21 protein-coding genes and 3 pseudogenes are annotated in these 25,721 nt (G+C 39.9%); 21 read left to right on the forward strand and 3 right to left on the reverse strand.

The window, feature by feature from the left end:
* Positions 1 to 226, reverse strand: a pseudogene (locus ACE1TI_RS14950) (poly-gamma-glutamate synthase PgsB); the annotation flags it as partial.
* A gap of 902 nt (positions 227 to 1,128) precedes the next feature.
* On the opposite strand from ACE1TI_RS14950, the gene ACE1TI_RS14955 reads away from it, so the two are divergent.
* From ACE1TI_RS14955 to ACE1TI_RS14965, 3 genes are all read left to right on the forward strand, one after another.
* Complete coding sequence (locus tag ACE1TI_RS14955) at positions 1,129 to 2,490, forward strand: S-layer homology domain-containing protein (RefSeq protein WP_375008375.1); 1,362 nt, start codon at positions 1,129 to 1,131, stop codon at positions 2,488 to 2,490.
* Between the two features lie 33 nt (positions 2,491 to 2,523).
* The gene (locus ACE1TI_RS14960; protein WP_375008376.1) at positions 2,524 to 4,833 is read left to right on the forward strand and encodes an NlpC/P60 family protein; all 2,310 of its coding nucleotides are present in this window, start codon (positions 2,524 to 2,526) and stop codon (positions 4,831 to 4,833) included.
* A gap of 595 nt (positions 4,834 to 5,428) precedes the next feature.
* On the forward strand, positions 5,429 to 6,487 hold the full coding sequence (locus ACE1TI_RS14965) for a M14 family zinc carboxypeptidase (RefSeq protein WP_375008424.1): 1,059 nt from the start codon (positions 5,429 to 5,431) through the stop codon (positions 6,485 to 6,487).
* Here ACE1TI_RS14965 and ACE1TI_RS14970 read toward each other — a convergent pair.
* Positions 6,406 to 7,035, reverse strand: a complete 630-nt coding sequence (locus ACE1TI_RS14970) for an efflux RND transporter permease subunit (RefSeq protein WP_375008425.1) — start codon at positions 7,033 to 7,035, stop codon at positions 6,406 to 6,408. The genes ACE1TI_RS14965 and ACE1TI_RS14970 overlap by 82 nt on opposite strands.
* 89 nt (positions 7,036 to 7,124) lie before the next feature.
* Here ACE1TI_RS14970 and ACE1TI_RS14975 point away from each other — a divergent pair.
* From ACE1TI_RS14975 to ACE1TI_RS15060, 18 genes and pseudogenes are all read left to right on the forward strand, one after another.
* Positions 7,125 to 7,634, forward strand: a pseudogene (locus tag ACE1TI_RS14975) (AMP-binding protein).
* A gap of 94 nt (positions 7,635 to 7,728) precedes the next feature.
* Positions 7,729 to 8,181, forward strand: coding sequence for an AMP-binding protein (locus ACE1TI_RS14980; RefSeq protein ID WP_375008377.1), 453 nt, complete (start codon positions 7,729 to 7,731; stop codon positions 8,179 to 8,181).
* A 108-nt stretch (positions 8,182 to 8,289) separates the two neighbouring features.
* Positions 8,290 to 8,379, forward strand: a pseudogene (locus tag ACE1TI_RS14985) (hypothetical protein); the annotation flags it as partial.
* A gap of 250 nt (positions 8,380 to 8,629) precedes the next feature.
* A complete protein-coding gene (locus ACE1TI_RS14990) occupies positions 8,630 to 9,844 on the forward strand; it encodes an acyl-CoA dehydrogenase family protein (RefSeq protein WP_375008378.1) in 1,215 nt (404 codons plus the stop codon).
* A 254-nt stretch (positions 9,845 to 10,098) separates the two neighbouring features.
* Complete coding sequence (locus ACE1TI_RS14995; protein ID WP_375008379.1) at positions 10,099 to 12,072, forward strand: TRAP transporter permease; 1,974 nt, start codon at positions 10,099 to 10,101, stop codon at positions 12,070 to 12,072.
* 98 nt (positions 12,073 to 12,170) lie between these two features.
* The gene (locus tag ACE1TI_RS15000) at positions 12,171 to 13,235 is read left to right on the forward strand and encodes a TAXI family TRAP transporter solute-binding subunit (RefSeq protein ID WP_375008380.1); all 1,065 of its coding nucleotides are present in this window, start codon (positions 12,171 to 12,173) and stop codon (positions 13,233 to 13,235) included.
* Positions 13,236 to 13,347: 112 nt separating this feature from the next.
* The gene (locus ACE1TI_RS15005; protein ID WP_375008381.1) at positions 13,348 to 14,019 is read left to right on the forward strand and encodes a GntR family transcriptional regulator; all 672 of its coding nucleotides are present in this window, start codon (positions 13,348 to 13,350) and stop codon (positions 14,017 to 14,019) included.
* 29 nt (positions 14,020 to 14,048) lie between these two features.
* A complete protein-coding gene (locus tag ACE1TI_RS15010; protein ID WP_375008382.1) occupies positions 14,049 to 15,764 on the forward strand; it encodes an IlvD/Edd family dehydratase in 1,716 nt (571 codons plus the stop codon).
* Positions 15,765 to 15,778: 14 nt separating this feature from the next.
* Positions 15,779 to 17,164 carry a hypothetical protein gene (locus ACE1TI_RS15015; protein ID WP_375008383.1) on the forward strand — a complete coding sequence of 462 codons (1,386 nt, stop codon included), beginning with the start codon at positions 15,779 to 15,781 and terminating at the stop codon, positions 17,162 to 17,164.
* 16 nt (positions 17,165 to 17,180) lie between these two features.
* Positions 17,181 to 17,840, forward strand: coding sequence for an aspartate/glutamate racemase family protein (locus tag ACE1TI_RS15020; RefSeq protein WP_375008384.1), 660 nt, complete (start codon positions 17,181 to 17,183; stop codon positions 17,838 to 17,840).
* Positions 17,827 to 19,092 (forward strand): nickel pincer cofactor-dependent isomerase, group 22, encoded by a 1,266-nt coding sequence (locus tag ACE1TI_RS15025; protein WP_375008385.1) that lies wholly within the window; start codon positions 17,827 to 17,829, stop codon positions 19,090 to 19,092. Before ACE1TI_RS15020 ends, ACE1TI_RS15025 begins: the two co-directional genes overlap by 14 nt.
* 51 nt (positions 19,093 to 19,143) lie before the next feature.
* On the forward strand, positions 19,144 to 19,419 hold the full coding sequence (locus ACE1TI_RS15030) for a UxaA family hydrolase (protein ID WP_375008386.1): 276 nt from the start codon (positions 19,144 to 19,146) through the stop codon (positions 19,417 to 19,419).
* A gap of 160 nt (positions 19,420 to 19,579) precedes the next feature.
* Positions 19,580 to 20,002, forward strand: a complete 423-nt coding sequence (locus tag ACE1TI_RS15035) for a UxaA family hydrolase (RefSeq protein WP_375008387.1) — start codon at positions 19,580 to 19,582, stop codon at positions 20,000 to 20,002.
* Positions 20,003 to 20,020: 18 nt separating this feature from the next.
* A complete protein-coding gene (locus ACE1TI_RS15040; protein ID WP_375008388.1) occupies positions 20,021 to 20,998 on the forward strand; it encodes a 2-hydroxyacid dehydrogenase in 978 nt (325 codons plus the stop codon).
* A gap of 22 nt (positions 20,999 to 21,020) precedes the next feature.
* Entirely contained in the window at positions 21,021 to 21,884 is an 864-nt protein-coding gene (locus tag ACE1TI_RS15045) for a fumarylacetoacetate hydrolase family protein (RefSeq protein ID WP_375008389.1), read from the forward strand.
* 25 nt (positions 21,885 to 21,909) lie between these two features.
* Positions 21,910 to 22,701, forward strand: coding sequence for an SDR family oxidoreductase (locus ACE1TI_RS15050; protein ID WP_375008390.1), 792 nt, complete (start codon positions 21,910 to 21,912; stop codon positions 22,699 to 22,701).
* A gap of 29 nt (positions 22,702 to 22,730) precedes the next feature.
* Positions 22,731 to 23,915, forward strand: coding sequence for a CaiB/BaiF CoA transferase family protein (locus tag ACE1TI_RS15055; protein WP_375008391.1), 1,185 nt, complete (start codon positions 22,731 to 22,733; stop codon positions 23,913 to 23,915).
* Between the two features lie 84 nt (positions 23,916 to 23,999).
* Positions 24,000 to 24,329 (forward strand): DUF3870 domain-containing protein, encoded by a 330-nt coding sequence (locus ACE1TI_RS15060; RefSeq protein ID WP_375008392.1) that lies wholly within the window; start codon positions 24,000 to 24,002, stop codon positions 24,327 to 24,329.
* Between the two features lie 181 nt (positions 24,330 to 24,510).
* Here ACE1TI_RS15060 and ACE1TI_RS15065 read toward each other — a convergent pair whose 3' ends face one another.
* A complete protein-coding gene (locus ACE1TI_RS15065; RefSeq protein WP_375008393.1) occupies positions 24,511 to 25,632 on the reverse strand; it encodes a S8 family peptidase in 1,122 nt (373 codons plus the stop codon).
* Between the last annotated feature and the right edge of the window lie 89 nt (positions 25,633 to 25,721).

The following is a 25,721-nucleotide window of genomic DNA, read 5'->3' on the forward strand; positions in this document are numbered from 1 at the left end:
CATACCAATAGAGCATCCGTGCCTGGGTGCCGGTCGTTTTCCCGACGGTTTTGTATCCCGCCTGCGTGAGAACCCCGGTAACTAATCTAGTTACTGTGGATTTGCCGCGGATTCCGTTGATATTAATGCGAATCGGAACTGCAGCAATGTTCTTGTAGTGCTTGCGGCGTTCCACCACGCCAAAAGTAAGTAATAAGAGAATAAAAAAAGCAATTAGATAGAGCATACACGTACTCCTTCATTATTTTTGCACTGATCTTAGGTGAACGGTCAAACTTATTTTCAAGCTGACACTTCACCCATCCACCGTATGATATACAAGTGTTAGAAAAGCGTAAAGGTAAATAAATCCCATTATTACGGCTCGTATGATAGGAATATAATGGCTGGTTGTAATCCGTTCTATTAGTAGAGAAAGAAGCTTCAACCACCGCTTTTAGTGGGTTTTAAGGAAAAAGCCGGGTGTGATTATCAGTTTTTGAGGTTTGTTTTTTATCAAAAGTAATCCGTATTTATTCTCACGACAATTGCTTTAAGAAAGAAAGTGAACAAAGAAAATAGGAGTATATAAGTGAACACTTGTATCCAGTTAAAAAGAATTAAAAAGGTTAAAATAAAGGGGGATAAAGGAAGTTACACTAGGGATTTTATTTCATGGAATAGGAGGAATGTAAAATATAAAATACAGTAGATAAAACAGATAATGAACTGGTATTAATAGGTTTAAAGGGGGGTTAGCTGAAAAATTAATAGAAGATAGGTATAAATTCGTTTTATAATCAACGATTTTTAAATAGGTACAAATACACGTAAACTTAGTAATGGGACTATTAATCAAAAAACTTTTTATAGCTCTTATGGCACTCATTTTTTGGTGGGATTCTGTTTTGAGAGAGTTCTTGTTTTTTCTGTACTATATAAGAATCACATTATAAACCTTGATTTAATAGAAATTTTCTCAATTAAACAATGAAATGAATTTAAGTCACAAGATCTTATAATATTAAGAATATAGTCATTATTTTTATCATAATAATTTTTAATTGTTTCTAAAGTCCTCATCAATTATACTTATTATGAAAAGGTAGATGTTGTCTTTTTTTATTTATATAATTAGGGGGAGAATGGTTGAAAAGATTCATACCTTGGTGTTTTTTGTTACAATTTTTGAAATTTTTTCCATTTAATCGAAGTGCAGCATATGCGGAGGTTGATTTGAATAACTTAAACAGTTTGCATATAGAAAATCGTTTGCTGGAGTTTATTCTTCCATATGAAGATTCTTTTTCTCAGAATTCTTATCAGGGGGATATAAATACAGATATCCCCTTTACGATTAAGGAGGGGAGTATACCGATCTTGGTTTCTGCTCCTCATGCTACAGAGCATTTGCGGGAAGGGAATGTGAAAAAAGCAGACATTTATACAGGCAGTATTTCTGCCATTCTACATGAATTAACCGGAAGCTATCTCATTCAGTCTTCCGGGTTCTCCGAAGACCCGAATTATATCGAAGCTGGAGATTACAAACAAGCGTTAAAACAGATCGTTGAAGAAAACGATATCAAATATGTTATCGATTTACATGGAAGCGCCCGGCACCGGGACTTTAATATTGATCTAGGGACAATAAACGGCCAATCTATTAAAAATAGTGCTTTGCAAAAGATAAAATATAGATTTGAAAGTAATGGAATCGATAAAGTTGCGGTCGATCACACCTTTTCCGGGTTAAGTGGGGGGACCATTGTTAATTATTCTGCGAATAACCTGGGTGTGGAAGCAGTCCAGCTGGAAATCAGCAGGGCATACAGAGACCCGAGAAATGATATGAATTCTTTTTATACTCTTTTACTTTCTTTAAACGAAATTATTAATGAATTAAACGATAATATAAATCAGGAAACGCTAGATTCTGAAATGACGTTTAATGATGTGCCGTTTTCTTTTTGGGGATGGAAAGATATTTATTTTGTATTTAAAAATAATTGGATGAAAGGACAGACAGAAAGTACATTTTCTCCTAATGCTCATCTAACGAGAAGTCAAGCTGCTGTTACAATTGTACGGGCACTTGAGTTAGAAGCGAAAGAACCATTGAAGCAGTCCTTTGAGGATGTTTCCGAAGAATATTGGGCTTTTAAGGAAATTGAGATTGCCAGGCAGCATGGAATTATCGGCGGCTACAAAGACGGAACCTTTGGACCGGGTAATCGAATAACAAGAGAACAAATAGCAGCAATATTTGCCAAAACGATAGAAGATACTACACGTGCCAAACGTCCTGCATTTAAAAATGTCAACAGTAGCCGCTGGTCCTTTGATGCCATCATGAGTCTAAGTAAGAAAGGAATTATAAACGGCTATCAAGATAATACTTTCATTCCAGGCGGGTATGTGACAAGGTCGCAATTGGCCTTTATGCTCCATCGGTATGCCCAACACAGGAGAGAAATTAAAGATTATGATGGAATATTTTGGGATAAATGATTCAAAAAGAATCTTCAAGGAGGGCTGTTCATTTTGGTTAGGGTCAATGTCACTTACTTGCTGTTGTGCTTATTGTTGTTCTATTCTCAGCCTACTTACGCTCAAGACCCAGCAGCAGATAAGGCCTTAGAAATGGTTGGAGAAAATGAAGAGAACTTTATTACATCAGAGTTTGTGCAATATGTTTATGAAGAAGCAAAAGGAATCAGTCTGCCGCGAAGTGCAAGGGATCAGCGTGCGTTAGGTGAAGAAATTGAAAAAGAGGATCTGGAGGCAGGAGATGTTGTATTTTTTCAAGGTTCCTCTTTAATGTCTGGGATTTATCTTGACAACGGTCGTTTTATCATTGTTACTAGTGAGGGAATTTCCGAAAGAAATATGGAGACCAGTGCCTATTGGTCGGAGGCTTATCAGGAGTCGAACCGTTATACAGAGGAGAATACAGCCATAGATGATCCAGCCGGTCAAATGGCGTTAGACAGCGTCGGGGAAAACAGACAGGACTTTATAACCTCAGAATTTGTTCAGTATGTTTACGACGCAGCAAAAGGAATCTCACTTCCAAGAGCTGCGAGTGATCAATGGATATTAGGAGAAGAAGTAGAGCAAGAGAAATTGCAGGCAGGAGATGTAGTTTTCTTTCAAGGAACATATTTAATGTCTGGAATTTATATTAAAAATGGTCGTTTTGTGATTGTGACCAGTGAGGGCATTTCGGAAAGAAATATGGAAACGAGCGCTTATTGGTCAGAAGCATATAGAGGGGCGAAAAGATATTCAGAGAATGCTGCAGACCCTGTGACTTCAAACAATGAAATTGTGGAAAAAGCCAGGTCTCTTATTGGCAGTCCTTATAATCGAAAAGGAGATGATCCGGAGGAAGGGTTTAATTCCGGGGCGTTTGTTTACTATGTTTATAAGGAAGTAACAGGAAGCTGGCTTTCTAAGTTATCATCGCCGCAGCTTGAAGCAGGCATTGAAATAGAAAGAGAAGACTTAGAGCCTGGTGATTTAGTATTTTTCGAAGGCAATGAAGATGAAATCATATCGGGAATTTACACGGGGAATGATCAATTTATTACTGCTTCTTCTTCAGGAGTTCAGGAGCGGCATATGGAGTACCACACGTATTATGCAGAACGGTTTTTAGGAGCAGCTCGCTATCCAGAAGAGGTACTGGAAAAATCCAATCCAAACACCTATGCCGCTCATGAAAACCCGGTTATTCAAGAAGCAATTCAATATATGGGAACTCCCTATTTAATGACAGGAAGCACCCTGGATGCATTTGATTGTTCTTTTCTCATTCAAACAGCTTTTCGGGATGCAAAAGATGTGTTTTTACCTAGAATTAGTTACAGGCAATGGGAAGTTGGGAAGACAATTTTACCAGCAGGCACGGATATTAACCAGATTGAATTGGATAAACAAGTGCAGCCTGGAGACGTTCTTTATTTTTCTGGAACATGGCAAGAAGGAATTTCTCACACAGCCATTTATTTAGGAGACAATCATATTATTCATGCCACTGGCGAAGAGGGTCAAACAACTATTTCTTATATGAGTGAATATTGGCGTGATCATTTTATCGGAGCCAAGCGATTTGATGACTTAACCATAAATTATGAAAATGATGCAGTTTTTGAAGCCTATCAATTATTAGGCACAGAATATAATCTTGGCGGAAATACTCCAGAAGAAGGCTTTGATACTGGAAGTTTCGTTCAATATGTATATAAAGAAGGTTTACAATATGACCTGCCTCGTTACGGCAGTCAGCAATGGGAGGAAGGTACAGAAATTTCATTGGAAGAAGCCAACCCTGGCGACCTCTTATTTTTTGAAGGATCGAGCATAATCCCTGCGATTTATATTGGCAGCAATCAAATGATTGTTGCTACGCAATCAAATGGAGTATCCGTTATCGATCTGACTACAAGCTCGTATTGGCCGCCTCGTTACTTTGGTGCTAGAACCTATGAAAAAGAGGAAGCTGAGAGTGTGGATGCTCAAATTGCAGAAAGTTACGTAGGAGAAGCATTTGAGGGTACCTCCTCTGAGTTTATTCAGAAAATATTCAAGGAAGGTTCCGGCAAAGAGCTATCCTCCAATATTGAAACGCTCCGGGAAAATGGAGATGAAATTCATGTTGAGGAACTAGAGAGAGGAGACCTCATGTTCTTTGGAGATGAAAACGGCGGAGATACTCCTGTCTTTGCTGCTATTTATCTCGATGATGGACATTTTGTAACGGTCAATGAAGGAGAAGTAGTCCAAGAATCTATGAATGATGATAGTGAGTGGATCGACAGATTATTAGAAGGAAGAAAATATACAGATTAAAAGAGTTATGCATAGATTTTTAAAAGCCCTAGCATGGTAACCAGCCGGTCGTAAAATAAATGACGACCGGCTGGTTTTGTTTTACAACAATCCGACAAGCAGGTAACTGGAACTTCAAGATCCTAGCTTGGTTACCGCTCCTCCTTGCATTCTCCAGTTCCGGGTATCAAACACTCTTCTTGATGACCGTTCCAACTTGCTTTCTTTTGTTTTGAGCACCAAAAGCATTCCATGGTTACCGTGCCGCTTTTCTTTTTCCTGTTCCGGGGACTAAGAACCTTTCTTAATGAACATTCTGCCATGCTTCCTCCGGTTTTGACTCCCAAGAGCCTTCCTTGGCTGAGGCTTCATCTTTCTTTCTCCTGTCTTGGGCTTCAAGTTCCTTGCTTGGCGAAGAAGGCACAGGATCGCGCTAAAACTGTAAGCAAGGAAGATTGGGCATTAAAAAAGTTAAATGGTACAACCTTTTATTACTTATTAACCAGGACATAACCATAGAAATTTTATATTTTTTTTAAAATGGTAGGAATTTGAAATAGTTATTGTTGAAAATATAAACGAAAATTCCAAATGGGAGGGATTTACATTGAAAAAGGTGATTAAAACAGGGATGATCTCGGTATTATCTTTATCCTTATTAGCAGCACCATCTTTCACTCACACTGTTACTGCTGTTGGAAGCGGACCAGAGGTAAATGAAAATCAAGAGGTTAAAATTGAACGGTTAACAAGCTACGAAGAAATGGTAAAAAAATTAGATCGTGTAAACAAGAAAGTAGATCACATGTCAGTAGAAGTTATTGGCGAGTCTGTAAAAGGACGTGACCTTCACCTGGTAAAGTTTGGGGATGATGAGAATAACCCGACATTATTATTACTAACTCAGCAGCATGGAAATGAACCCTTGTTAACAGAATCTGTGCTAAAAGTTATTCAAGAACTTTCAGCTAACAGCAAAGAAGTAAAAAACTTATTAGATCAGGTAAATATTTTATTTGTGCCGCGTTTAAATCCTGATGGAGCAGAGGGAGATGTCGATTGGGATTCTTCTCATCTGCAAGGGGGTGGCCAGCAGACGCGGAACAATGCAAATGGAATTAATTTAAACCGCACTCATAATTCGCTCTCCCAGCCGGAAACAAGAGCGCTGCATGAAAATGTACTGGAGCAATATGATATTGATTATGCCATTGATTTGCACCACCAGGTAGCCAATCGTGCAATTGATAACGAAGGGAAAGAAGAACTTGTGTCGGGAGCAATGCTGTTCCCGACCGCAAGCGGAGTCTCAGATGAAGTTCTGGAAAGCTCCAAAAAACTGGGAGCTGTGGTGAACGAGGCCGTAGAAAAAAAGGGATATAGCACGCTAGCTCGTTATAATGTGATGAATACCTTAACATCAAATGCTAGAAATCATTTTGCCGCCCATTATGATATTCCTACCATTCTTTTTGAAAATAGAGGACTATCTGATTCTCCTAATACCTCCTCCATTTTAGGGCAAAAAAGCAGCGGTTACTTAATAGGTCAGGGGAAAGTTGTAATAATGGCAGCTATCAAAGCTATAGCTGATCAATCAATTGAAGATGCGAATATTAGTATTTGGGACTCTTTGCCGGAGCAATATACAGTAGAGGATGATAATGGAGAATAGATAATAACGTATAAGCCCCCTTTGGCCTCAACAGTGCTAGAGGGGGCTTTATGGTTATACAGCAGTTTCTTTTTCTTCCTTGTTCTTTTTCTCAACCCTGTGCCCGCAGCTGTAAACAGTCTATACGCAGCAGGGATAAGAAGCAAAGTGATAAGAGAAGCAAATAGGAGCCCGGAAATTATCACTATTGCCATTGAAGCTTGATAGTTTCCAGTTGTGCCTGAGGCCAATACTAACGGAAGCATTCCTCCTGCAGTGGTTAACGTTGTCATTAATACAGGCCGGATACGGTTTCTCCCAGCTTCTATGAGAGCTTCTGTCACACTAAACTGCTGCCTGCGAATCTGGTTGGTTCGATCAATAAGAAGAATAGCGTTGTTTAAGACAATTCCAATCAGCATAATGACACCCGTGCCGGACATAATACTTAGCTCACGCTGAGTGATTAACAGACCTAAGACAGCTCCGACAATAGTCGCCGGAATGACATAATAGGATGTACCAGGTTGATTAAATAATAAAATGAAAAAGAAGGAATAAGGATATATATATCCGAATTATATTGCTAAATAATATTTTTGAAAAATCAGAAATGGTAGAAGGGCATAAATGAATATATTTACATCTCTTACGCTGAATGCCAAAGGCCTGCCGGACAAAAAAAGCACTTATCTTCCAAGAAAGAGAGTATACGTATAACGAATTTAATGACACGGTCAATCAGCTCGCTCATGGGCTCATAAATCAAGGTATTAAAAAGAGTGACAAGGTTTCCCTTATGATGAAAAACTCTGATTATTTTGCTATTAGCTATTTTGCCATAGCTAAGGCAGGGGGCGTGGTAGTACCTATTAATTTTCGATTGCTGGCAAAGGAAGCAGCTTATATTATTCATCAATCTGACAGCAAGTTAGTTCTTTGTGATAAAAGCGCAGAAGCAGTTGTGAAAGAAGCATAAGAAGATATAAGAGCTGTTCAGAAAATTATTGTGGCACCGCACGCAAACGTACCTAACCACTTGTCATTTAATCAAATGCTGATCGGTCGAAAAGAGGAACCTCCAGTAGAAGTGATGAATAAAGATGATCTTCATATTTTATACACGTCCGGTACCACTGGAAAGCCAAAAGGGGCATTATTTGATTAACTCAGGTCCCAAATGCAAAAGATTTTGATCTCTCTTCCGTTACTCGTTGTGCTTACGCACAGCTCCAATGTCCCCTGAATTAGGGAAACGAAGCATGGGGTTATTTGGTACGGATCAGTTTTACAATTTATGCGGATTAACGGAAGGCGGTTCTTCTGGTGTTTATTTGTCTCCGGAAGACCATAAAGAAAAAATTGGAGCATCCGGTAAAACACCATTATTATTTACAGAAGTTAAGATTATCGGGGAAAATGGTGAATCCATTCAACCTGGAGAAGTAGGAGAAATGATCTTAAAGGGTGGTACAATCATGAAGGAGTACTATAATAAACCAGAAGAAACCAGAACAACTTTAAAAGATGGATGGCTCTATACAGAAGATTTAGCAACCATTGATGATGACGGGTTTATTTCCATCGTAGACCGAAGAAAGGATATGGTCATAACTGGTGGAGAAAATGTTTATTCTGTCGAAGTAGAATATGCATTGGATGAACATCCTGCTGTGATCGAAAATGCAGTCATAGGCTCTTCTGATCCTCAATAGGGAGAGATTGTAACCAGTGTTGTTGTAACAGCACCGGAGACAAAAGTCACGGAAGAGGAACTGATTTAATTTTGTAAACAGCGGCTTGCCGGCTATAAAGTTCCAAAGAAGATTATTTTTACAGATCAGCTGCCAAGAAATGCATCTGGAAAAATTCAGAAGTTTAAACTACGCCAAGATCATACTGTTTCTTCCTGAATAAAGGATATTTTCAGAAAAGTGAATAAAAAACATTGACAAAAATGTAAGCGTTTTATAACATGAACAGTAACATCAATAAAAATAATACCGATGGATTGTTAGAGTACGACTCCATTCCACACCAGAATGGAATCTCGGATCTAAAAGCCAGTCCACCTTCCTTTAAGACTTGGGGAGAGGACTGGCTTTTTTGCGTAGTTTTATAGGAGAGAAGGCAGATATTAATAAAAAGAGGAGGAAGGTAAAAATGGATTTTCATTTTTCAGAGGAACAAGAAATGGCACGAAATATGCTGAGAAATTTTGTGAATAAAGAAATCATTCCAAATATGAAAGAGTGGGATGAACAGGGCTATTTTGAACCTACTATTTTTAAGCGGTTAGCAGAGCTTGGGATGATGGGAACTTGTATACCTGAACAATACGGCGGCAGCGGAATGGATTATAATACGTTGGCCATTGCCTGTGAGGAGTTAGAAAGAGGAGACACAGCGTACCGTACGGCAATTTCTGTCCACACCGGGCTGAATAGCATGACTTTGCTGCAGTGGGGAAATGAAGAACAAAAGCAGCGAATTCTTACTCCGCAGGCAAAAGGCGAAAAAGTAGGAGCTTTTGGGTTAACAGAACCCAACGCAGGCTCTGATGTAGCAGCGATGAATACGACCGCAGAAAAACAGGGAGATTACTACATTATAAACGGTTCTAAAACTTGGATATCTCTTTGCGATTATGCTGATCACTTTTTAGTGTTTGCTTATACAGATAAGGAGAAAAAACATCACGGTATTTCAGCATTTGTAGTAGAACGTGACAGAGAAGGCTTTTCTTCTAAAGCAATTAAAGGCAAGCTGGGTATTCGCGGCGGTAATACCGGGGAAATATTTTTTGATAATGTGAAAATTCCAAAGGAGAACTTAATCGGAGAAGAAGGGGAAGGTTTTAAAATTGCGATGTCCGCTCTCGATAATGGACGATTTACCGTAGCGGCTGGTGCTTGTGGTTTAATAATGGCCTGCCTCGAAGCAAGTGTGAAATACTGCCATGAACGCAAAACATTTGGAAAAGAAATCGGAAAGCATCAACTCGTTCAGCAAATGATTGCAAAAATGGAAGCTGGCCTTCAAATGAGCAGGCTGCTCGTTTACAGAGCTGGAGAATTAAAAAATGCAGGTAAACGAAACACCCGTGAAACTTCGTTAGCAAAATGGCAGGCGAGTGATTTTGCGAATGAAGCAGCTAATGATGCCGTTCAAATTCATGGAGCGTACGGCTATTCCAATGAGTATCCCGTAGAACGTTACCTTCGTAATTCAAAAGCACCGGTGATCTATGAAGGAACCCGCGAAATTCATACAGTGATGCAAGCTCGTTATCTGCTTGGGTATAACGAAGATAAACCTTTAAGAAAAATGCTGCCTGTTTGGCCTTTTGAAGAAGAAAAAGCCAAAACAATGAAATAAGAATTTTTAATAAAATAAAAATAATCAGATTTTTATTGAAATTAAAAAGATAGCGTGATAGGGTTAAAATTGGATACAATTTTCTTCGCGCTATCTAACAATATCTTTATATCGTCTTTATTCACCACCGCACAATAAACTTCGCTGCATTTTGGATCCCAAGAAATAGGTTCCTCTTTTTTAACCAGTAAATGAAAGCGCTGTCACAAAATGAAATTGTGAAGAAAAAATATAAAGGGAAAAGGAGGAAAAACATGAGTGAAGGGAAGCAGCCTTCTTTGACAAAGGAATTAAGAGAGGCAGAAAAGTACGACTCCGATTCAAAGATGAGAACCTATACAGGTCTAATGGAAAAAATCATTACAGTTATCTGTATTGCCTGGGCCGGGGTGCTGATGTATTACAACAGCATTGGCTCCATGGAAGCTATTTTGTTAAGAGCTTATACACTTGGATTTTTGTTCCTGTTAGCTTTTTTGCTTTTTCCTGCTACAAAAAAAAGCAGTGGTACAAGAAGGCTTCCTACTATATGGGACATTATATGCGTTATATTGGCTCTTAGCTCTATTGTTTACTTTATTAGCATCTATGAAACATTTGCTAGAGAATGGGGCGGATTTCACCGAAGTGATTGGAACTACATTTTTGGTGCGATCGCCACCATAATGCTTTTTGAAGCAAGCAGACGAGTTGTAGGAATCTCTTTATCTATCATTGCTGCTTTATTCCTCGCTTATGTTTTTGCAGGCCCTTATATGCCTGGAACTTTTAGCCACGGCGGCTTCACGATAACCAGGGTTATTGACACGATGTTTTGGGGAGCTCAAGGAATTTATGGGATTGCACTAGGAGTATTTACTACATTTGTTTTTATGTTTGTATTATTTGGAGCTTTTCTAAAAAACAGCGGATTTACTGATTTTATAAATAATATGGCGTTGACGGTAGCCGGACGAACAGCTGGAGGACCAGCGAAAGTATCGGTAATTGGCAGCGGATTTATGGGGATGGTCAATGGAAGCGCTGTTGGTAATACCGTGACAACAGGTGCTGTAACCATTCCACTTATGAAAAAGACTGGTTATAAGCCGCATTTTGCAGGAGCAGTAGAAGCTGTGTCTTCAACAGGTGGTTTATTTGCACCTCCAGTCATGGGTGCCGCAGGTTTTATTATGGCTGAATTTGTTGGGGTGCCCTACACAACCGTGATGCTAGCTGCCTTAATACCAGCACTGCTTTATTTCATAACAGTGTTTATGGTAGTTCATTTTGAAGCAAAGCGTATTGGTTTAACCGGGTTAAGTAAAGAAAATATTCCACCAGCTCTTGGAGTGATAAAAGAAAAAGGCCACTTGATTGTTCCATTAATAGTTCTTGTATATCTGCTTGTGAGCGGTACCACACCCACATATGCGGCTGTGTTTGCACTTTTGGCTACTGTAGCAGCAAGTTTTGTTCGCAAGTCTACTCGAATGAATGTAAAAGTAATTATTCAGTCAATTGAAGATGGATGTAAAGCAGCTATATCAGTAGGCATAGCATGTGCCATTGTTGGGATAATAGTTGGCGCTGTTACACTGACAAGTCTTGGTCTTGTTGTTGGTAATAATATTCTTCATTTAGCTGGAGGAAGTTTATTGCTAGCCGGATTCTTCACTATGGTGATCAGCATTATTATGGGGATGGGGGTTCCAGCTACAGCATCTTATATTATTGTGGCAACTGTTTCAGCACCATTATTGGTTGAACTCGGGGCGCCTGTTCTTGTGGCTCACATGTTTGCATTTTTTTATGCTGCTCTTTCGAATATAACCCCGCCAGTTGCCTTGGCTTCTTATGCAGCTTCAGGGATCGCAGGTGCTTCACCGAATAAAGTATCCTTAACCGCTGTGCGGCTGGGTATAACAGGGTTTATTATTCCATTTTTCTTTCTGTACAATCCTGTACTATTATTCGATGGTGCAAGCTACACAAGAAGTATTATCGCGATGGTGACGGCCATTATAGGCGTTATCGCCTTATCAGGCGGATTACAAGGATGGCTTATCACTAAAGCGAGCTATATCCAGCGCATTGTTCTTTTTTTCAGTGCATTTCTATTAGTCACTCCTACTATTTTCTTTGATGTGTTTGGAATTGCGCTGCTAATTGGGGTAGGAATTTGGCAGAAGATTAAACCATATAAAACGAAAACAACAGAAAGCAGAAGTCCAGAAACTGCCATTTAAAAATGTATAATTATTAAATGTTGGGGGTGGTATCCTCTGAAAGCTTCTCGTTCAATAAAGTACAAAGAAATCATACTTTTGGAAAAGGAGGACATTCAATGAAGAACATAAGACTGTATCCATTAATGGCTGCCTTACTTGGATTAGGGATGTTAACTGCTTGTGGCGGGGAATCAGAAGATATGGGGGGCGAGGAAACAGCTGGCGGAAATGATGAAGCTAGTGAAGCATCAGGGGCTGACGGCCTTGATGGGTTAGACGAACAGGGAGATGAAGATGACTTTCATATAGATCTTGTGACCGCTAGTGAAACGGGTTTGTATTACCCGCTTGGAGCTAGTATTGCAGATTTTTGGAGCAGTGAGGTAGATGGTGTTTCTTCTTCCTCTCAATCTTCTAACGGCAGTGTACAGAATATGATTTTCATGTCTCAAGGAGAAGCTGATGTAGGGTTTGTTATGGGGAATATTCTTCAGGAAGCATACAATGGGGAAGCAGGATTTGATGGAGACCCTTATGAAGATGTAAGAATTTTGGCAGGGATTTATCCAAACTATAACCATGTAGTGTTGCGTGAAGGTTCTGGTGTGGAATCTATTGATGATTTAGAAGGAGGAGATTTTGCACCGGGTGCAACTGGAAGCGGAACAGAAATCGCCTCGCAGCACATACTAGGCGCTTATGGCTTAACTTTTGATGATATGGAAACACATTTTGGTGCTTTTCCGGAAGCCACAGATTTAATGAGAAATAATCAAGTAGACGGCGCAAATATTAATGCAGGAATTCCAACTTCTGCTGTAAGTGAAATGCTAAGCACAGCAAACGGAGTATTAACTAGCATTGATGATGAACAGATTCAAAGCATGGTAGATGAGTATGATTTTTATATTGAAGAAACGATTCCAGCAGGTTCTTATGAAGGGCAAGATGAAGACGTGCATACTACCGCACTTAAAAACTTCCTTGTGGCTGACGCATCTATGCCGGATGATGTGGCCTATGAAATTGTGAAAGCAATGTGGGAAAACATCGAAGATCTGCATGGACAGCATGAAACGTTCCAGCAATTTGATATTGAAAACGTAGAGGAAGGGTCCGGGGATGTTCCATTCCATCCGGGAGCGGAAGAATACTACAAAGAAGAGGGGATTATGGAATAACTAATCTCGGATCACAGGAAAGGCTGCACATAATTATGCAGCCTTCTTCTTATCAATCCTGTGAGAGAATTAGGATGCAATTTTAGTTTTTCTAAAAGCGGGGGTGATTGATTTGCAGCATTCCGTATTTAAAGAAGAAAAACGAACTATTGAAGATGAGGTAGCTGATTCATTAAGAAGAGCCATTTTATTAGGGGAATTTAAGCGCGGGGATCGAATTGTACAGGAAGAATGGGCCAAAAAGCTCGGGGTTAGCCGTATGCCTATACGTGAAGCTTTAATTCGGCTCGAACTAGAAGGGATAGTAAAAAACGTACCAAGAAAAGGTGCAGTTGTCTGTCCTATTACGCCAGAAGATATTGAAGAGATTTACACCCTTAGAGTGGTTAATGAAAGTTTGGCTATGGAGAAAGCACTGCCTTTTATCACCGACAGGGATTTAGAAGAAATTGAGAGCATTCTTATAGAAATGGAGAACTTGGATTTAACGGATAAAAATATTGACTTTTATTCAAATCTAAATAAAAAGTATCACCAAAAAATGATTGAGAGGTGTCCTTGGAGAAGAGTAAAACAAAACGTGGAACTATTATGGACAGGATTTTTGCCAATATCTAGTCCAAGGCTGTTAAAAAATAGTCACCATAAATCCCGTAAAGAACACCGACAAATTTTTGAAGCGCTAAGCACAAAAGATGAAAAAGTAGTGAAATCGATTGTGGAATTTCATATTGAAAGAAACAAAATGGACTTAATTCATAGCTTTAAAAAAAGAAACTTATAACGTTTGCAAAGTAGGGAGGTAGCTGAATTATGACAAAGCGAAGACAAGCGGCCTCTTATGGTGATGAAGGATTTAGTTTATTTTTGCGCAGGGCATTTGCAAGGCATATGGGTCATAGTGCGGAAGATTGGGAGAAACCGGTTATCGGAATTTGCAATACCAAAAGTGAAGTGAACCGTTGTCATACCCATTTCGATAGAATAGTAGAAGCCATTAAACGAGGAGTATTAATGGCGGGAGGGATTCCGTTAGAGTTTCCTACCATTTCTCTTGGGGAAAGCTTCACCAGTCCAACTACAATGTTATATAGAAATTTAGCAGCAATGGACACGGAAGAAATGATACGTGCTCAGCCATTAGATGGTGTAGTGCTTATCGGGGGCTGTGACAAAATGACTCCAGCTCAGTTAATGGGAGCGGCCAGTGCCAATATCCCATCTATTATGATTACGGGAGGACCTATGAACAACGGCGAATACGAAGGGCAGACATTAGGAGCCTGTTCTGATTGCCGTTATTTCTGGCAGGAATACAGAAGCGGTACGGTGGATGAAGAAGAATTAGAAGAAATAAATAAGGCACTAGCTCCTACAGCCGGTCATTGCATGGTTATGGGAAGCGCCAGCACGATGGCAGCTGCATCTGAAGCACTTGGCATGATGCTTCCTGGCGGTGCAGCTATCCCAGCTGCAGATAATAGAAAACTAGAAGAAGCACAGAGTGCAGGAAAGCAGATTGTTAAGCTTGTTCATGAGCAGCTTCTTCCGTCTTATATTATGACAGAAAAAGCTTTTGAAAATGCAGTTCGAATGCTTATGGCAATCGGCGGTTCTACCAATGCGGTGATTCACTTAGTTGCAATTGCCGGAAGGTTAGGTATTGAACTGCCACTAGAACGTTTTGATGAAATTGGCAGAGAGACGCCGTTTATCGCTAATTTAAGACCAGCCGGAAAATATCAAATGCAGGAATTCTATTACGCTGGGGGAGCCAGGGCTGTTATGAAAGAGCTAGAATCATACTTTTATACTGATCAGCTTACCGTTACGGGTGAAAGCCATGTTGATAATTTAAAAGATGTAACCTTATCATCCCATTACCGGCATGTCATAAAGCCTGCGGATGCTCCATTACATGAGGGTGAAGGAATTGCCTTTTTGCGGGGAAGTTTGGCTCCTAATGGGGCCGTCATAAAGCCAAAAGCAGCATCCGAACATTTGCTGGTTCATGAAGGTCGTGCTGTTGTTTTTGAGTCTGTGAAAGACATGCAGAACAAGGTAGAAGATCCTGATCTTGATGTGGAACCAGATGACATTCTAGTTTTGAAAAATACAGGACCTGTTGGCGCTCCTGGGATGCCAGAAGCGGGAATGCTTCCTATTCCAGCCAAGCTTTTAAAAAGAGGCGTTCGTGATATGGTTAGAATTTCGGATTGCCGCATGAGCGGAACTGCTTTTGGAACCGTCGTTCTTCACGTGGCCCCGGAATCAGCGGTAGGAGGACCGCTGGATCTTGTTGAAAACGGAGATTTTATCAGGCTTGATGTACCAGCCAGAAAGCTTGACCTTTTGGTGGATGATCAAGAACTTGAAAATCGCAAAAAGGAAAGACAAAAAAGCACCTGCTCCTCCATAAGAGGATATGAGAAGTTATATCGAGAGCATGTTCTTCAAGCAGACAAAGGCTGTGATTTTGACTTTTTAGTGGCAGAATCTTTGCAGTCAGAGAATAATCGATTGAGGTAAGTGAGGGGAATGCCTTGAATGCTGCAGGAAAATGGGGCAGGCGATTATCTATATCAAGAGGGTATCTGCTGCTGGCCCTTGCCGTTATATTTATTCTATCAGCTTTTTTTAATTGGCCTGGGAAATACATTTTAGTAGCTTTAACTGTCTTTCTTATAATGTATTCTTTTCCCTTTATGTCAATGTTTCCAAAAGTCATGACGGGTCTATTGCTTACGGCAGGGCATGTTGTGTATTTTTCCCAGCCATTGTCTTTCCTGTACTGGCAGAACTCTCTTATTGAAAATTTACCATTAGTTGCTCTGTTTGTTTCCGTTCCTCTTTTTGCTTATCCCCTTCAAGCAGGAGGTTATGTAGAATATGTTTCTTCGATTGCTCATCGTTTTTTGAAAACACCAATTAAAATATTTTCAAATATAGTGGTGCTTACTGGAACGCTTTCGTCATTTATGAATTTGGGATCGGTTCGAATTACGTATGAACTGTTTTACGAAGAAATTCAAAGAGATCCCAAATTTTATATTAAATCTGTTTCGCAAGGATTTAGCTTAGCTATGTGCTGGTCGCCGTATTTTGCAGGAGTTGCTATTGTACTAAGCATGTTAAGCCTGCCGATTTTTCCGTTTATTCTCTGGGGAGTGCTGATGATGATAGCCGGTATGGCTGCTGCTGTACTGATGAGCTTAAAAGAAAGTCATAATGATGTTGAAAACAGGGTGATTCTTGAAGCAAAATCAAATCAGAAGGAAAAATTGTCCTGGAAAAAAGGTCTCGAATTGACCTCTGTTTTTGTCGGAATGTTTGCATCTCTCTTTATATTAGAACAAATCTTTCAAGTGAATCTTGTTATCTTAATAAGTTTTATAGCCTTTATCTATCCTGTTGTATGGATGGCTTGTTTAAAAAAGAAAAAAGAATTTGGAAAGTCTCTGCGTCATTATAAAGACCACATTTTACCGCGAATACATAACGAAGCTATTCTTTTTATAGCTGCAGCATTTTTCGCGGAAATGGTGAAAACAACAAGTATTTCAATAGTTATAGCAGATGTTTATGAATATCTGACCAGGTTGTCGCCCTTTATTGTTATATTCTCGACTATTTTAATTATTGTTTTATTAGGGGCTGCTGGAATACATCAAATTTTAACCGTGTCGTTAATTGGAGCAAGCATTTCAGTTTCGGATTTAACCATTAGTGTAGAAGCATTCGGGCTCGCTCTTATAGCAGGGTGGTCTCTATCTACAGCTGTTTCTCCGGTGGCAGCTCTTAATTTAACCCTTGGTAATTTGTTAAGGCGTTCTCCCATGGCAGTAGGCTGGTTGAATGTTCCATACGCGGCGGTGACCATGACAGTTTTATCCGTCATTATTTATTTCATTAATTATTTAACAATTTAAAAAGGAGGCGGGGAAATTGAAAGTTGCGTGTATACATGCGCTGAAATCATCACTGGAACCAATCGACAAGGCTTTTCAAGCAGCAGCCCCTCATATAGAGATTTATCATTTAATGGATACTGGTATGTTGTATCTTTTAAAAAAATACAAGGAGATTACTCCAGCTATTTTGAGGCGTTTAACTGATCTTTGCAGCAAGGCAGAAGAATTGAAAGTAGATGCCATTCAAATGACATGCTCGGCCTTTAATGGAGTCCGTGACCAAATTGCGCCATTCGCTTCGGTGCCGGTTTTTCGCTCCGATGAAGCCGTACTAGAGGAAGCATCTAAATATAAGAAGATTGGCTTGATTGCTACTGTTCGTGAAACCGCTCCGCCGTTAATAAAATATTTACATCAGATTGGACCAGCGACAGAGGTGATAACAGAAGTGAATACGCTTGCGATGGAGCGATTGGAAAAAGGAGAGCGTAAAGGACATGACAAATTAGTGTTAGAAATGATCTCCTCTTTAAAAAATAAAGTAGAAGCAGTGGTGCTTTCCCAATACAGCATGGCTCATACAGCGAACATGGCGTCCCAGGTAGAAATTCCAATTTTGACCGCCCCGCAGGCGAGTGTTCGAAAATGTCTGTCATCATTCCAAAAAAGGGGTGAGAGAATTGCAAATAATTGAAGCAGAACTCCAATTTCCAGAAAAAACATTAAATTATACACGCGAAACCATTTTTAAAGAAGTAGAGAGCCAGTTAAAACAGAACCATCTACCTGCTGGCGGGGAGATTGCTATTACAGCAGGAAGCAGGGGCATTTATAATATTGACGGTATTCTTAAGGATACATTGGACGCAGTTCGAAGCTTTGGATATACCCCGTTTCTTGTTCCAGCTATGGGGAGCCACGGCGGTGCAACAGCTGAGGGGCAATTAGAGGTACTTCAGCATCTAGGTATTACAGATAAGACCATGGGAGCAGAAGTTCGAAGTTCTATGGATGTAGAGCTGATTGGTTATACCGAAAATGGTGTTCCGGCTTATATGGATAAACACGCTTTTCATGCAGATGGAATTATTGTCGTGAACCGAATAAAGGCACACACTGCTTTTCGAGGAAATGTGGAAAGCGGGCTCAGTAAAATGGTGACAATCGGGCTCGGGAAAATCCGTGGAGCCACTTTTGTTCACAGTCACGGGGCTTTAAAAATGGAAGAGAACATTACAGATGTATGCAAGACATGTCTTGAAAAAGGTCCGGCCATTATGGGGCTTGCGATTGTAGAAAATGCTTATGATAAAACAGCTGTTATTAAAGGAGTAGAAAGAGAGCGGTGGTTCGAAAAGGAAGCGGAACTGTTGGAACAATCAAAAAGTATGATGCCGCAACTTCCTTTAGATAAGATAGATGTCCTTGTGATTGAAGAAATGGGTAAAAATTACAGCGGTACTGGAATGGATCCTAACATTATTGGAAGGTGGAGGATTGACGGAGTACCAGAGCCTTCATCTCCTGCAGTAAATCGGATCGCTGTGCTGAATCTTTCGGAGGAATCATTTGGAAATGCCCAGGGAGTAGGTTTAGCAGACTTTATTACGCAGCGTTTAGCTGATCAGATCGACCGTCACGTCACCTATACGAATGCTTTAACAAGCACCTATCTGCGCAGGGCCATGCTTCCGTTTATTTATGATACAGAGAAAGAAGCCATTGAAACGGCATGTAACAGTCTCGGACCGGATGTGGACATGGACCAAATTATATTCCTTCAAATCCCTAATACGCTGCATTTAGAGAAAATGTATGTCAGCAAACAAGCACTTCATGAAATGGAAAAACAGAACATTCCTTTAAAAAAAGGCAAACGGTTTTCCTTGACCTTTAATCAACAGGGAGAGCTGGCAATGAGGTTGAATGAAAAATCTTCTGTATAAAGGGGAATGGATATGAGCAGCAAGTTGAATATTGAGTAAACAGAGCAAAATATGTCTTTTCTTATTGATGAAAAAGACAATGTAAGTGTCGCGCTGCAAAAAATAAATGAAGGTGAACAATGTACCGTTCGGAAAGAAAAAGAAGAAGAAACGATAAGAGTTCTTGAAACCATAGATTTCGTCCACAAAATAGCAATGACAGATTTAGAAAAAGATGAAACTGTTATTAAATACGGAGAGGTAATTGGAAGGATGCAGCTGCCGGTTAAAAAAGGGAGTTGGATTTATAACCACAATATGTATTGTGAAAGGGGACAGAAATCATGACCGATACTTTTTTCGGTTACGCCTGCGAAAACGGAACAGTGGGTATTCGCAATGAAATAGCTATAATTCCTCGGTTTTTTGTTCTGGTAAAGTAGCTGAGCGAATTGCTTACCAGGTGCCAGGTTCCGTTTATTTTCGTCACCCGGTGGGCTGCAGCTAAGTGGGGGAAGACCTAGAAATAACGGCAAAGACTCTTATCCAAATTGGCAGAAATCCGAACTATGCAGGCGTTTTAGTAGTTGGTCTGGGCTGTGAGCGTTTTTCTCCGTATGAGTTAGCAGTTGGAATACGTCCATCCAAAAAAATGGTAGAAACCGTTGTTATTCAAAAAGAAGGAGATTCGTTGAAAGCTATTCAAGAAGGCATTAAAAAAGCGCGCGAAATAACAGGCAATTCAAAGACCTATCATAGAATGTTTGAAAATATTGACATAAATGTAGAAGAAGTGATTGAAGGTACGAAAATACTGAAGGAAAAAGGAGAAGAAATTTATAACGAAATGTTGGATGTTGCTTCTGGTAAAGGGGTGAAATCTGAAATTCTTGGCCACGATGAATTGTTTTGCATTACACGTGTTCGTTAAGAAAGGTGGTGTGTAAGGATGACAGTAAATGTGTTGTACTTTGATGAAGTGAATCCTGCTTTTAAACATGTTATTCAAGCAGCTGCTCCGGCATCGGTAAGTCTTTATTTTGCCAAGGAGCTTTCGGATGAATCATTAGAAAATCATATTAAAGAGGCAGATGCGTTTTTAGTTGCAACTGAAAAAATAAGCGGCTCCACTATTGAAAAAGCAGAAAATTTAAAGTTTATCCAAAAGACAGGGGTCGGCGTTGATAATATTGATGTCGAAACCGCAAGCAAAAAAGGAATTCCGGTAGCTAACACACCGGGGATGAATGCTGCAGGAGTTGCTGAACTGACGATTTTACTTACTTTAGCTCTTTATAGGAAGCTTCCTTATGTCCATGAGCAAACAACATCAGGTAACTGGCCGATGTGGTCGGTCCGCACAAGTTCTTTTGAAATGGAAGGGAAAACTCACGGATTAATTGGGCTTGGAAACATTGGTAAAGAAGTAGCTAAACGCTCGCAAGCGTTTGGAACGTCTATCTTATACTTTGATAAATTGCGACTTTCAAAAGAAGAAGAGACAAAACGAAATTTAACCTATGTTTCTTTAAACACCTTAATAAAAGAATCAGATATTCTTAGCGTGCATGTGCCTCTCCTTCCAGAGACTCGGCATATTATCGGGAATCGGGAACTGAAAACGATGAAGTCCAGTGCCATTTTGGTTAATGTTTCAAGAGGAGGCACTGTAGATGAAAAAGCTTTAGCAGAAGCGTTGCAATATAAGAAGATAGCCGGAGCAGCAGTAGATGTTTGGGAAGAAGAACCTGTTCCAAAAGAAAATCCTCTTCTTTCTATGGAAGAAGTCATTGCGACTTCTCATATTGGAGCGGGGACGAAGGATACGTTAAACAAAGTGCTTGGCACTGCTTTTCAGAATATAGAAAGATTTATTCAAAAAAATGAAGCTCTCTTTATTATTAACGATGACCACGTTCATGCTTAATAGATAGAAAGGAAGGTACAAGATGAGACTCGCTCAAATCATTGAAAAAAATCAAGAACAAGCTGTGATAGTAACAGAAGACAAGCAAATAAAAATATCAGATATTAACGAAAAATTTTCATTAAGTTGGTCAAATACGATTTTTTCATTAATTGAAAATGAAGAATTATCTGATTTAACCAAATGGTATAACGAAAACAAACATGAAATTTTAATGGAGAAGAAACTTTCTGCGGATAAATTTCAGCCATTATATAGGCATCCGGAAAAAATTTGGGGTATTGGACTGAATTATGTGGCTCATGCTTCAGACCTGAGTGAAAAAGCACCCAGCACAGAACCGGCAAGCTTTATGAAACCCGCTACGACAATTATCGGACCAGAGGATGTCATTGAGATTCCTCAGCAATCTGAACGGACAACGGCTGAAGCAGAACTAGGACTTATTATAGGAAAAGAGTGCAAAGACGTCTCAGAAGAAGAGGCCGTCAATTATATAGCTGGGTATACAACGATTATTGATATGACAGCAGAAGATATATTAGAAAAAAATCCCCGCTATTTAACCCGTTCTAAAAGTTTTGATACGTTTTTTAGTTTCGGCCCGGAGCTTGTTACGACCGATGAGGTGGAAGATGTACACCAATTAAACGTAGCAACTGTGATAAACGGCAGTCTCCACCGTAAAAATAATGTAGCGAATATGACGTTTACACCGTGGAACCTCGTTTCTTTTCACTCCAAAGTAATGACTTTAAAACCAGGTGATATTATTTCTACGGGTACGCCCGGGGCCATTCATATCAACGATGGAGACCGGGTAGAGTGTCATATCGATGGATTTACGCCGTTAGGAAACCAAGTGAAGGACTTGAAAAAACACTAATATACAGCAATGGAGGCAGGTAAGGATGGATCTATATTTAAAAGATAAATCAGTGATTGTGACAGCAGCTAGTAAAGGACTTGGAAAAGCCACCGCCAAAGAATTTGCAAGAGAAGAAGCACGCGTCCTTATATCAAGCCGAAATGCAGAAGAACTGGAAAAAACGGCCAAAGAAATACAAGAAGAAACCAATAATCCACATGTTTCATATTTAGTGTGCGACATTACAGATGCGGAATCTATAAAAAAATTGGTAGAACGAGCGGTGTCTGATTACGGTGCAGTGGATGTTCTGGTAAATAATGCTGGCGGGCCGCCAGCAGGTACATTTGAAAACTTTGATGACGAAGCTTGGCAGCATGCATTTGAATTAAATTTACTCAGCTTTATCCGGCTTATCCGTGAGGTGATGCCTTACATGCAGCAACAACAAGAAGGAAAAATTATGAATTTCGCATCATCTTCTGTTAAACAGACTCTTGATAATCTGATTTTATCAAATACGTTCCGGGCAGGAATTGTAGGTTTAGCAAAAAGTCTGTCCCAGGAATTAGCGGCCGATAATATATTAATTAATACCCTCGGTCCAGGCCGTATAGCAACGGATCGTGTAGCTCAGCTGGATGAAAAAAGAGGCGAAAAACTTGGTAAGACATATGAGCAAGTAAGAGAAGAAACAGAAAAAAACATCCCAATAGGACGTTACGGCCAGCCAGAAGAATTTGCAAAACAAGCAGTATTTCTTTGTTCTGGAGCGAACACCTATGTAACGGGACAAACGTTTGTCGCAGATGGCGGTCTTGTAAAAGCTCTTTAACACAAACGAATCGGATGGGAGTGGAAAAAATGAATAAACCTCTAGAAGGAATAAAAATCCTGGATTTATCCCGTGTTTTAGCGGGACCGCTCGGTTCCATGCAGTTAGCAGACCTCGGAGCTGAAGTTATTCGGATAGAGGCTCCTGAAGGAAAAGATGATATAAGGCACTGGTGGCCGTTTGTTGATGAAGAAAGCACATATTACCTTTCTGCTAACCGGAATAAAAAGTCAGTAACAATTAATTTAAAAAAAGACGAAGGAAAAGCATTATTTAAAAAGATGGCGTCCAAAGCAGATGTTATCATTGAAAACTTCAAAACAGGAACGCTCGATCGTTTAGGTTTAGGTTATGAAACACTGAAACAACTAAAAGAAGACATTATTCTTTGTTCGGTAACAGGGTATGGCCAAACAGGACCATATAAAAATCTGCCAGGTTACGACCCGGTAATCCAAGCCGTGGGAGGTCTTATGGATATTACCGGCCACCCTGATTCGGAAGCAACTAGAGTAGGCACACCTGTTGTTGACATTATGACTTCTCATTATGTGGCCATAAGTATTCTAGCAGCATTAAGGAAACGAGATATGAATGGGGATGGGGAGAGAATTGATTTATCTCTTTTGGATATTCAAGTCGCTTCACTTGGAAATATTGTAAGCAGCTATTTGTTAAAAGGGCATATCTCTAAAAGAATGGGAAATGCGCACGGTAATATCACGCCATACGAGACTTTCCAATGTGCAGATAAACCCATTATGGTGGCAGCAGGAAATGACCGCATGTTTTATCAATTAACAGAAATGATGGGGCATCCTGAATGGAAAGAAGACCCCCGGTTTAAAACGAATGCAGATCGTATTGAAAATAGAACAGAGTTAAGAGAATTACTGGAGTCTGAGTTTGTAAAAAAAGGGGCAGACGAATGGGAAGAGCTCCTATCTTCAGCAATGATTCCATGCGGTCCGGTTAATAATGTAGAACAAGTTTTCAATCATCCGCAAGTCAGAGCACGGCAGATGGTGCAAAACAGCAGTCATCCCACTTTAGGAGAAATAAAAACAGTACGAAACCCAATTAAATTTACAAATACAAGGGTAGAAGCAACATCTCATCCTCCTATATTAGGAGAGCATACAGAGGATATATTAATGGATTATGGGCTGTCTGAAAAAGAAATAAGAGTGTTGAAGGAAAACGGAGTCATTTAACCTGTTAAAACAACAGGACTCCTGTCCATTCTCTTCTACTACTTGTATAATAAATAGAGATGACGAAACGATGGGAGGACTCCGATGGCTATTTTTCATACTTGTTTCATAGCTGGGCATGCCAGGCTGCCGCAGGGGATGGCAGCTCAAAGTATTTTTAACTCACTAACGATTACAGCGGAAGTCGACCGGCAGTATGGAGTGATTATCGAAGCATCCTGTACACTGGCAACGGACCATGGCCGCCAGTACATTCATGAAATTTTAAAAGGGATCAGTATTAAAAATGGTGTGGAAGAAGCGGAGAAATTAATCGAAACACAATATAGAGGAAAAGCTACAAATGCATTAATAGCTGCCTTGAAAGATTTACACCGCCAATATTTAATAGTGGCAGAAGATGAAAACAAGTAAAAAAGAAGAGGGAGTCCCAAGCAGGGGATGACCTCTTCTTTTTTGCTGAAAGGGCTTTCATTACATTTTATTGACCGCAAAACGTCAAAAAGAATTGTCCTGCCCCGAATACTTTCATAGATAAGGAATTTATGAAAATTAAGGATCCCTTATCCAAAGCTATGTTAGCTACGAGCAAAAACTATTGTAAAGCAGCCTTGAGGTTAACGATGCCATTGCCATAATAGAAAGAATCACCAAGAGGGTCTGCTGTAGCATTTAGCTTTTGACGAATTTCTTCACTTGATAGACTGGGATCATTGTCAAGCATAAGGGAAGCAGCACCGGCGACGTGAGGCGAGGCCATAGAAGTACCGTCAAACGCTTCGTAATTATCATTAGGCGTTGTACTTAAAACATTGACCCCTGGAGCCATGACTTCAAGCTCTTCCCCAACACTTGAAAAAGAAGCGCGGTTGTCGTTTTCATCAACTGCTCCAACAGCCATAACGGAATCATACTTTGCCGGGTAGTTAATCGTATTAAAAAAGCCCAAAGAACCAGAGTTTCCGGCCGCTGCAATGACGGTAATTCCAGCTTCATAAGCATTGTCGCTCGCTTCTTCAAGTGCTTGAGATCCCATAGTACCACCAAGACTCATATTGACGATGTCCATATTATTATCAATAGACCATTCCAGTCCTTGAGCAATGCTGCTGAAATCACCGCTGCCATCTGCACCCAGTACTTTAACAGCATATAACTCAGCTTGAGGAGACATTCCCAATACCCCTGTATTATTATCCAACGATGCTATTGTGCCGGCAACGTGGGTGCCATGACCGTTTCTATCTGTTTGAGGGTCTGGTTCACTATCAACAAAGCTTACTCCGCCAGCAACGTGTAAATCCTCATGATTTCCGTCAATACCACTATCCAGCACAGCAACCTTTACACCGTTCCCGCTGATCCCGTCTCCATGTACATCAGGAGCTTCAAGCCTATCTAATCCCCATGGTATTTGTTGTTCCAAGGTTTCCATTTCTTCATTTTCTTCAATAAATTCAATATTTGGATTATTTTCAAGGGCGTTTGCAGCTTGTTTCGGAAGGGTTACCTCTAAAACGCTCATATATTCAAATTCATGTTCTACTTCCCCGTTTGCTTGTTTCACCTCTTCAAACTCTTCTTCTCCAACTTCCGTGTTAAAACCTATTAAATATTCGTTTCTTTCTGCTTGTTCTGCTTGAGCTTGTCCTGAACAGATAAACAGTCCAGAAATTATGGCAGTACCAGCCAGCCAGCCCACCCAATTTTTTTTCATAGATTATACCTCCTTTATCTTGATAGATTTAGTATAATAGAATGATAAAAAGAATGAATTTTTAAATAATTAAGATAAGAGAATAATAG

This window comes from Alteribacillus sp. JSM 102045, assembly GCF_041949975.1.
In the GTDB taxonomy this organism is placed as follows: domain Bacteria; phylum Bacillota; class Bacilli; order Bacillales; family Marinococcaceae; genus Alteribacillus.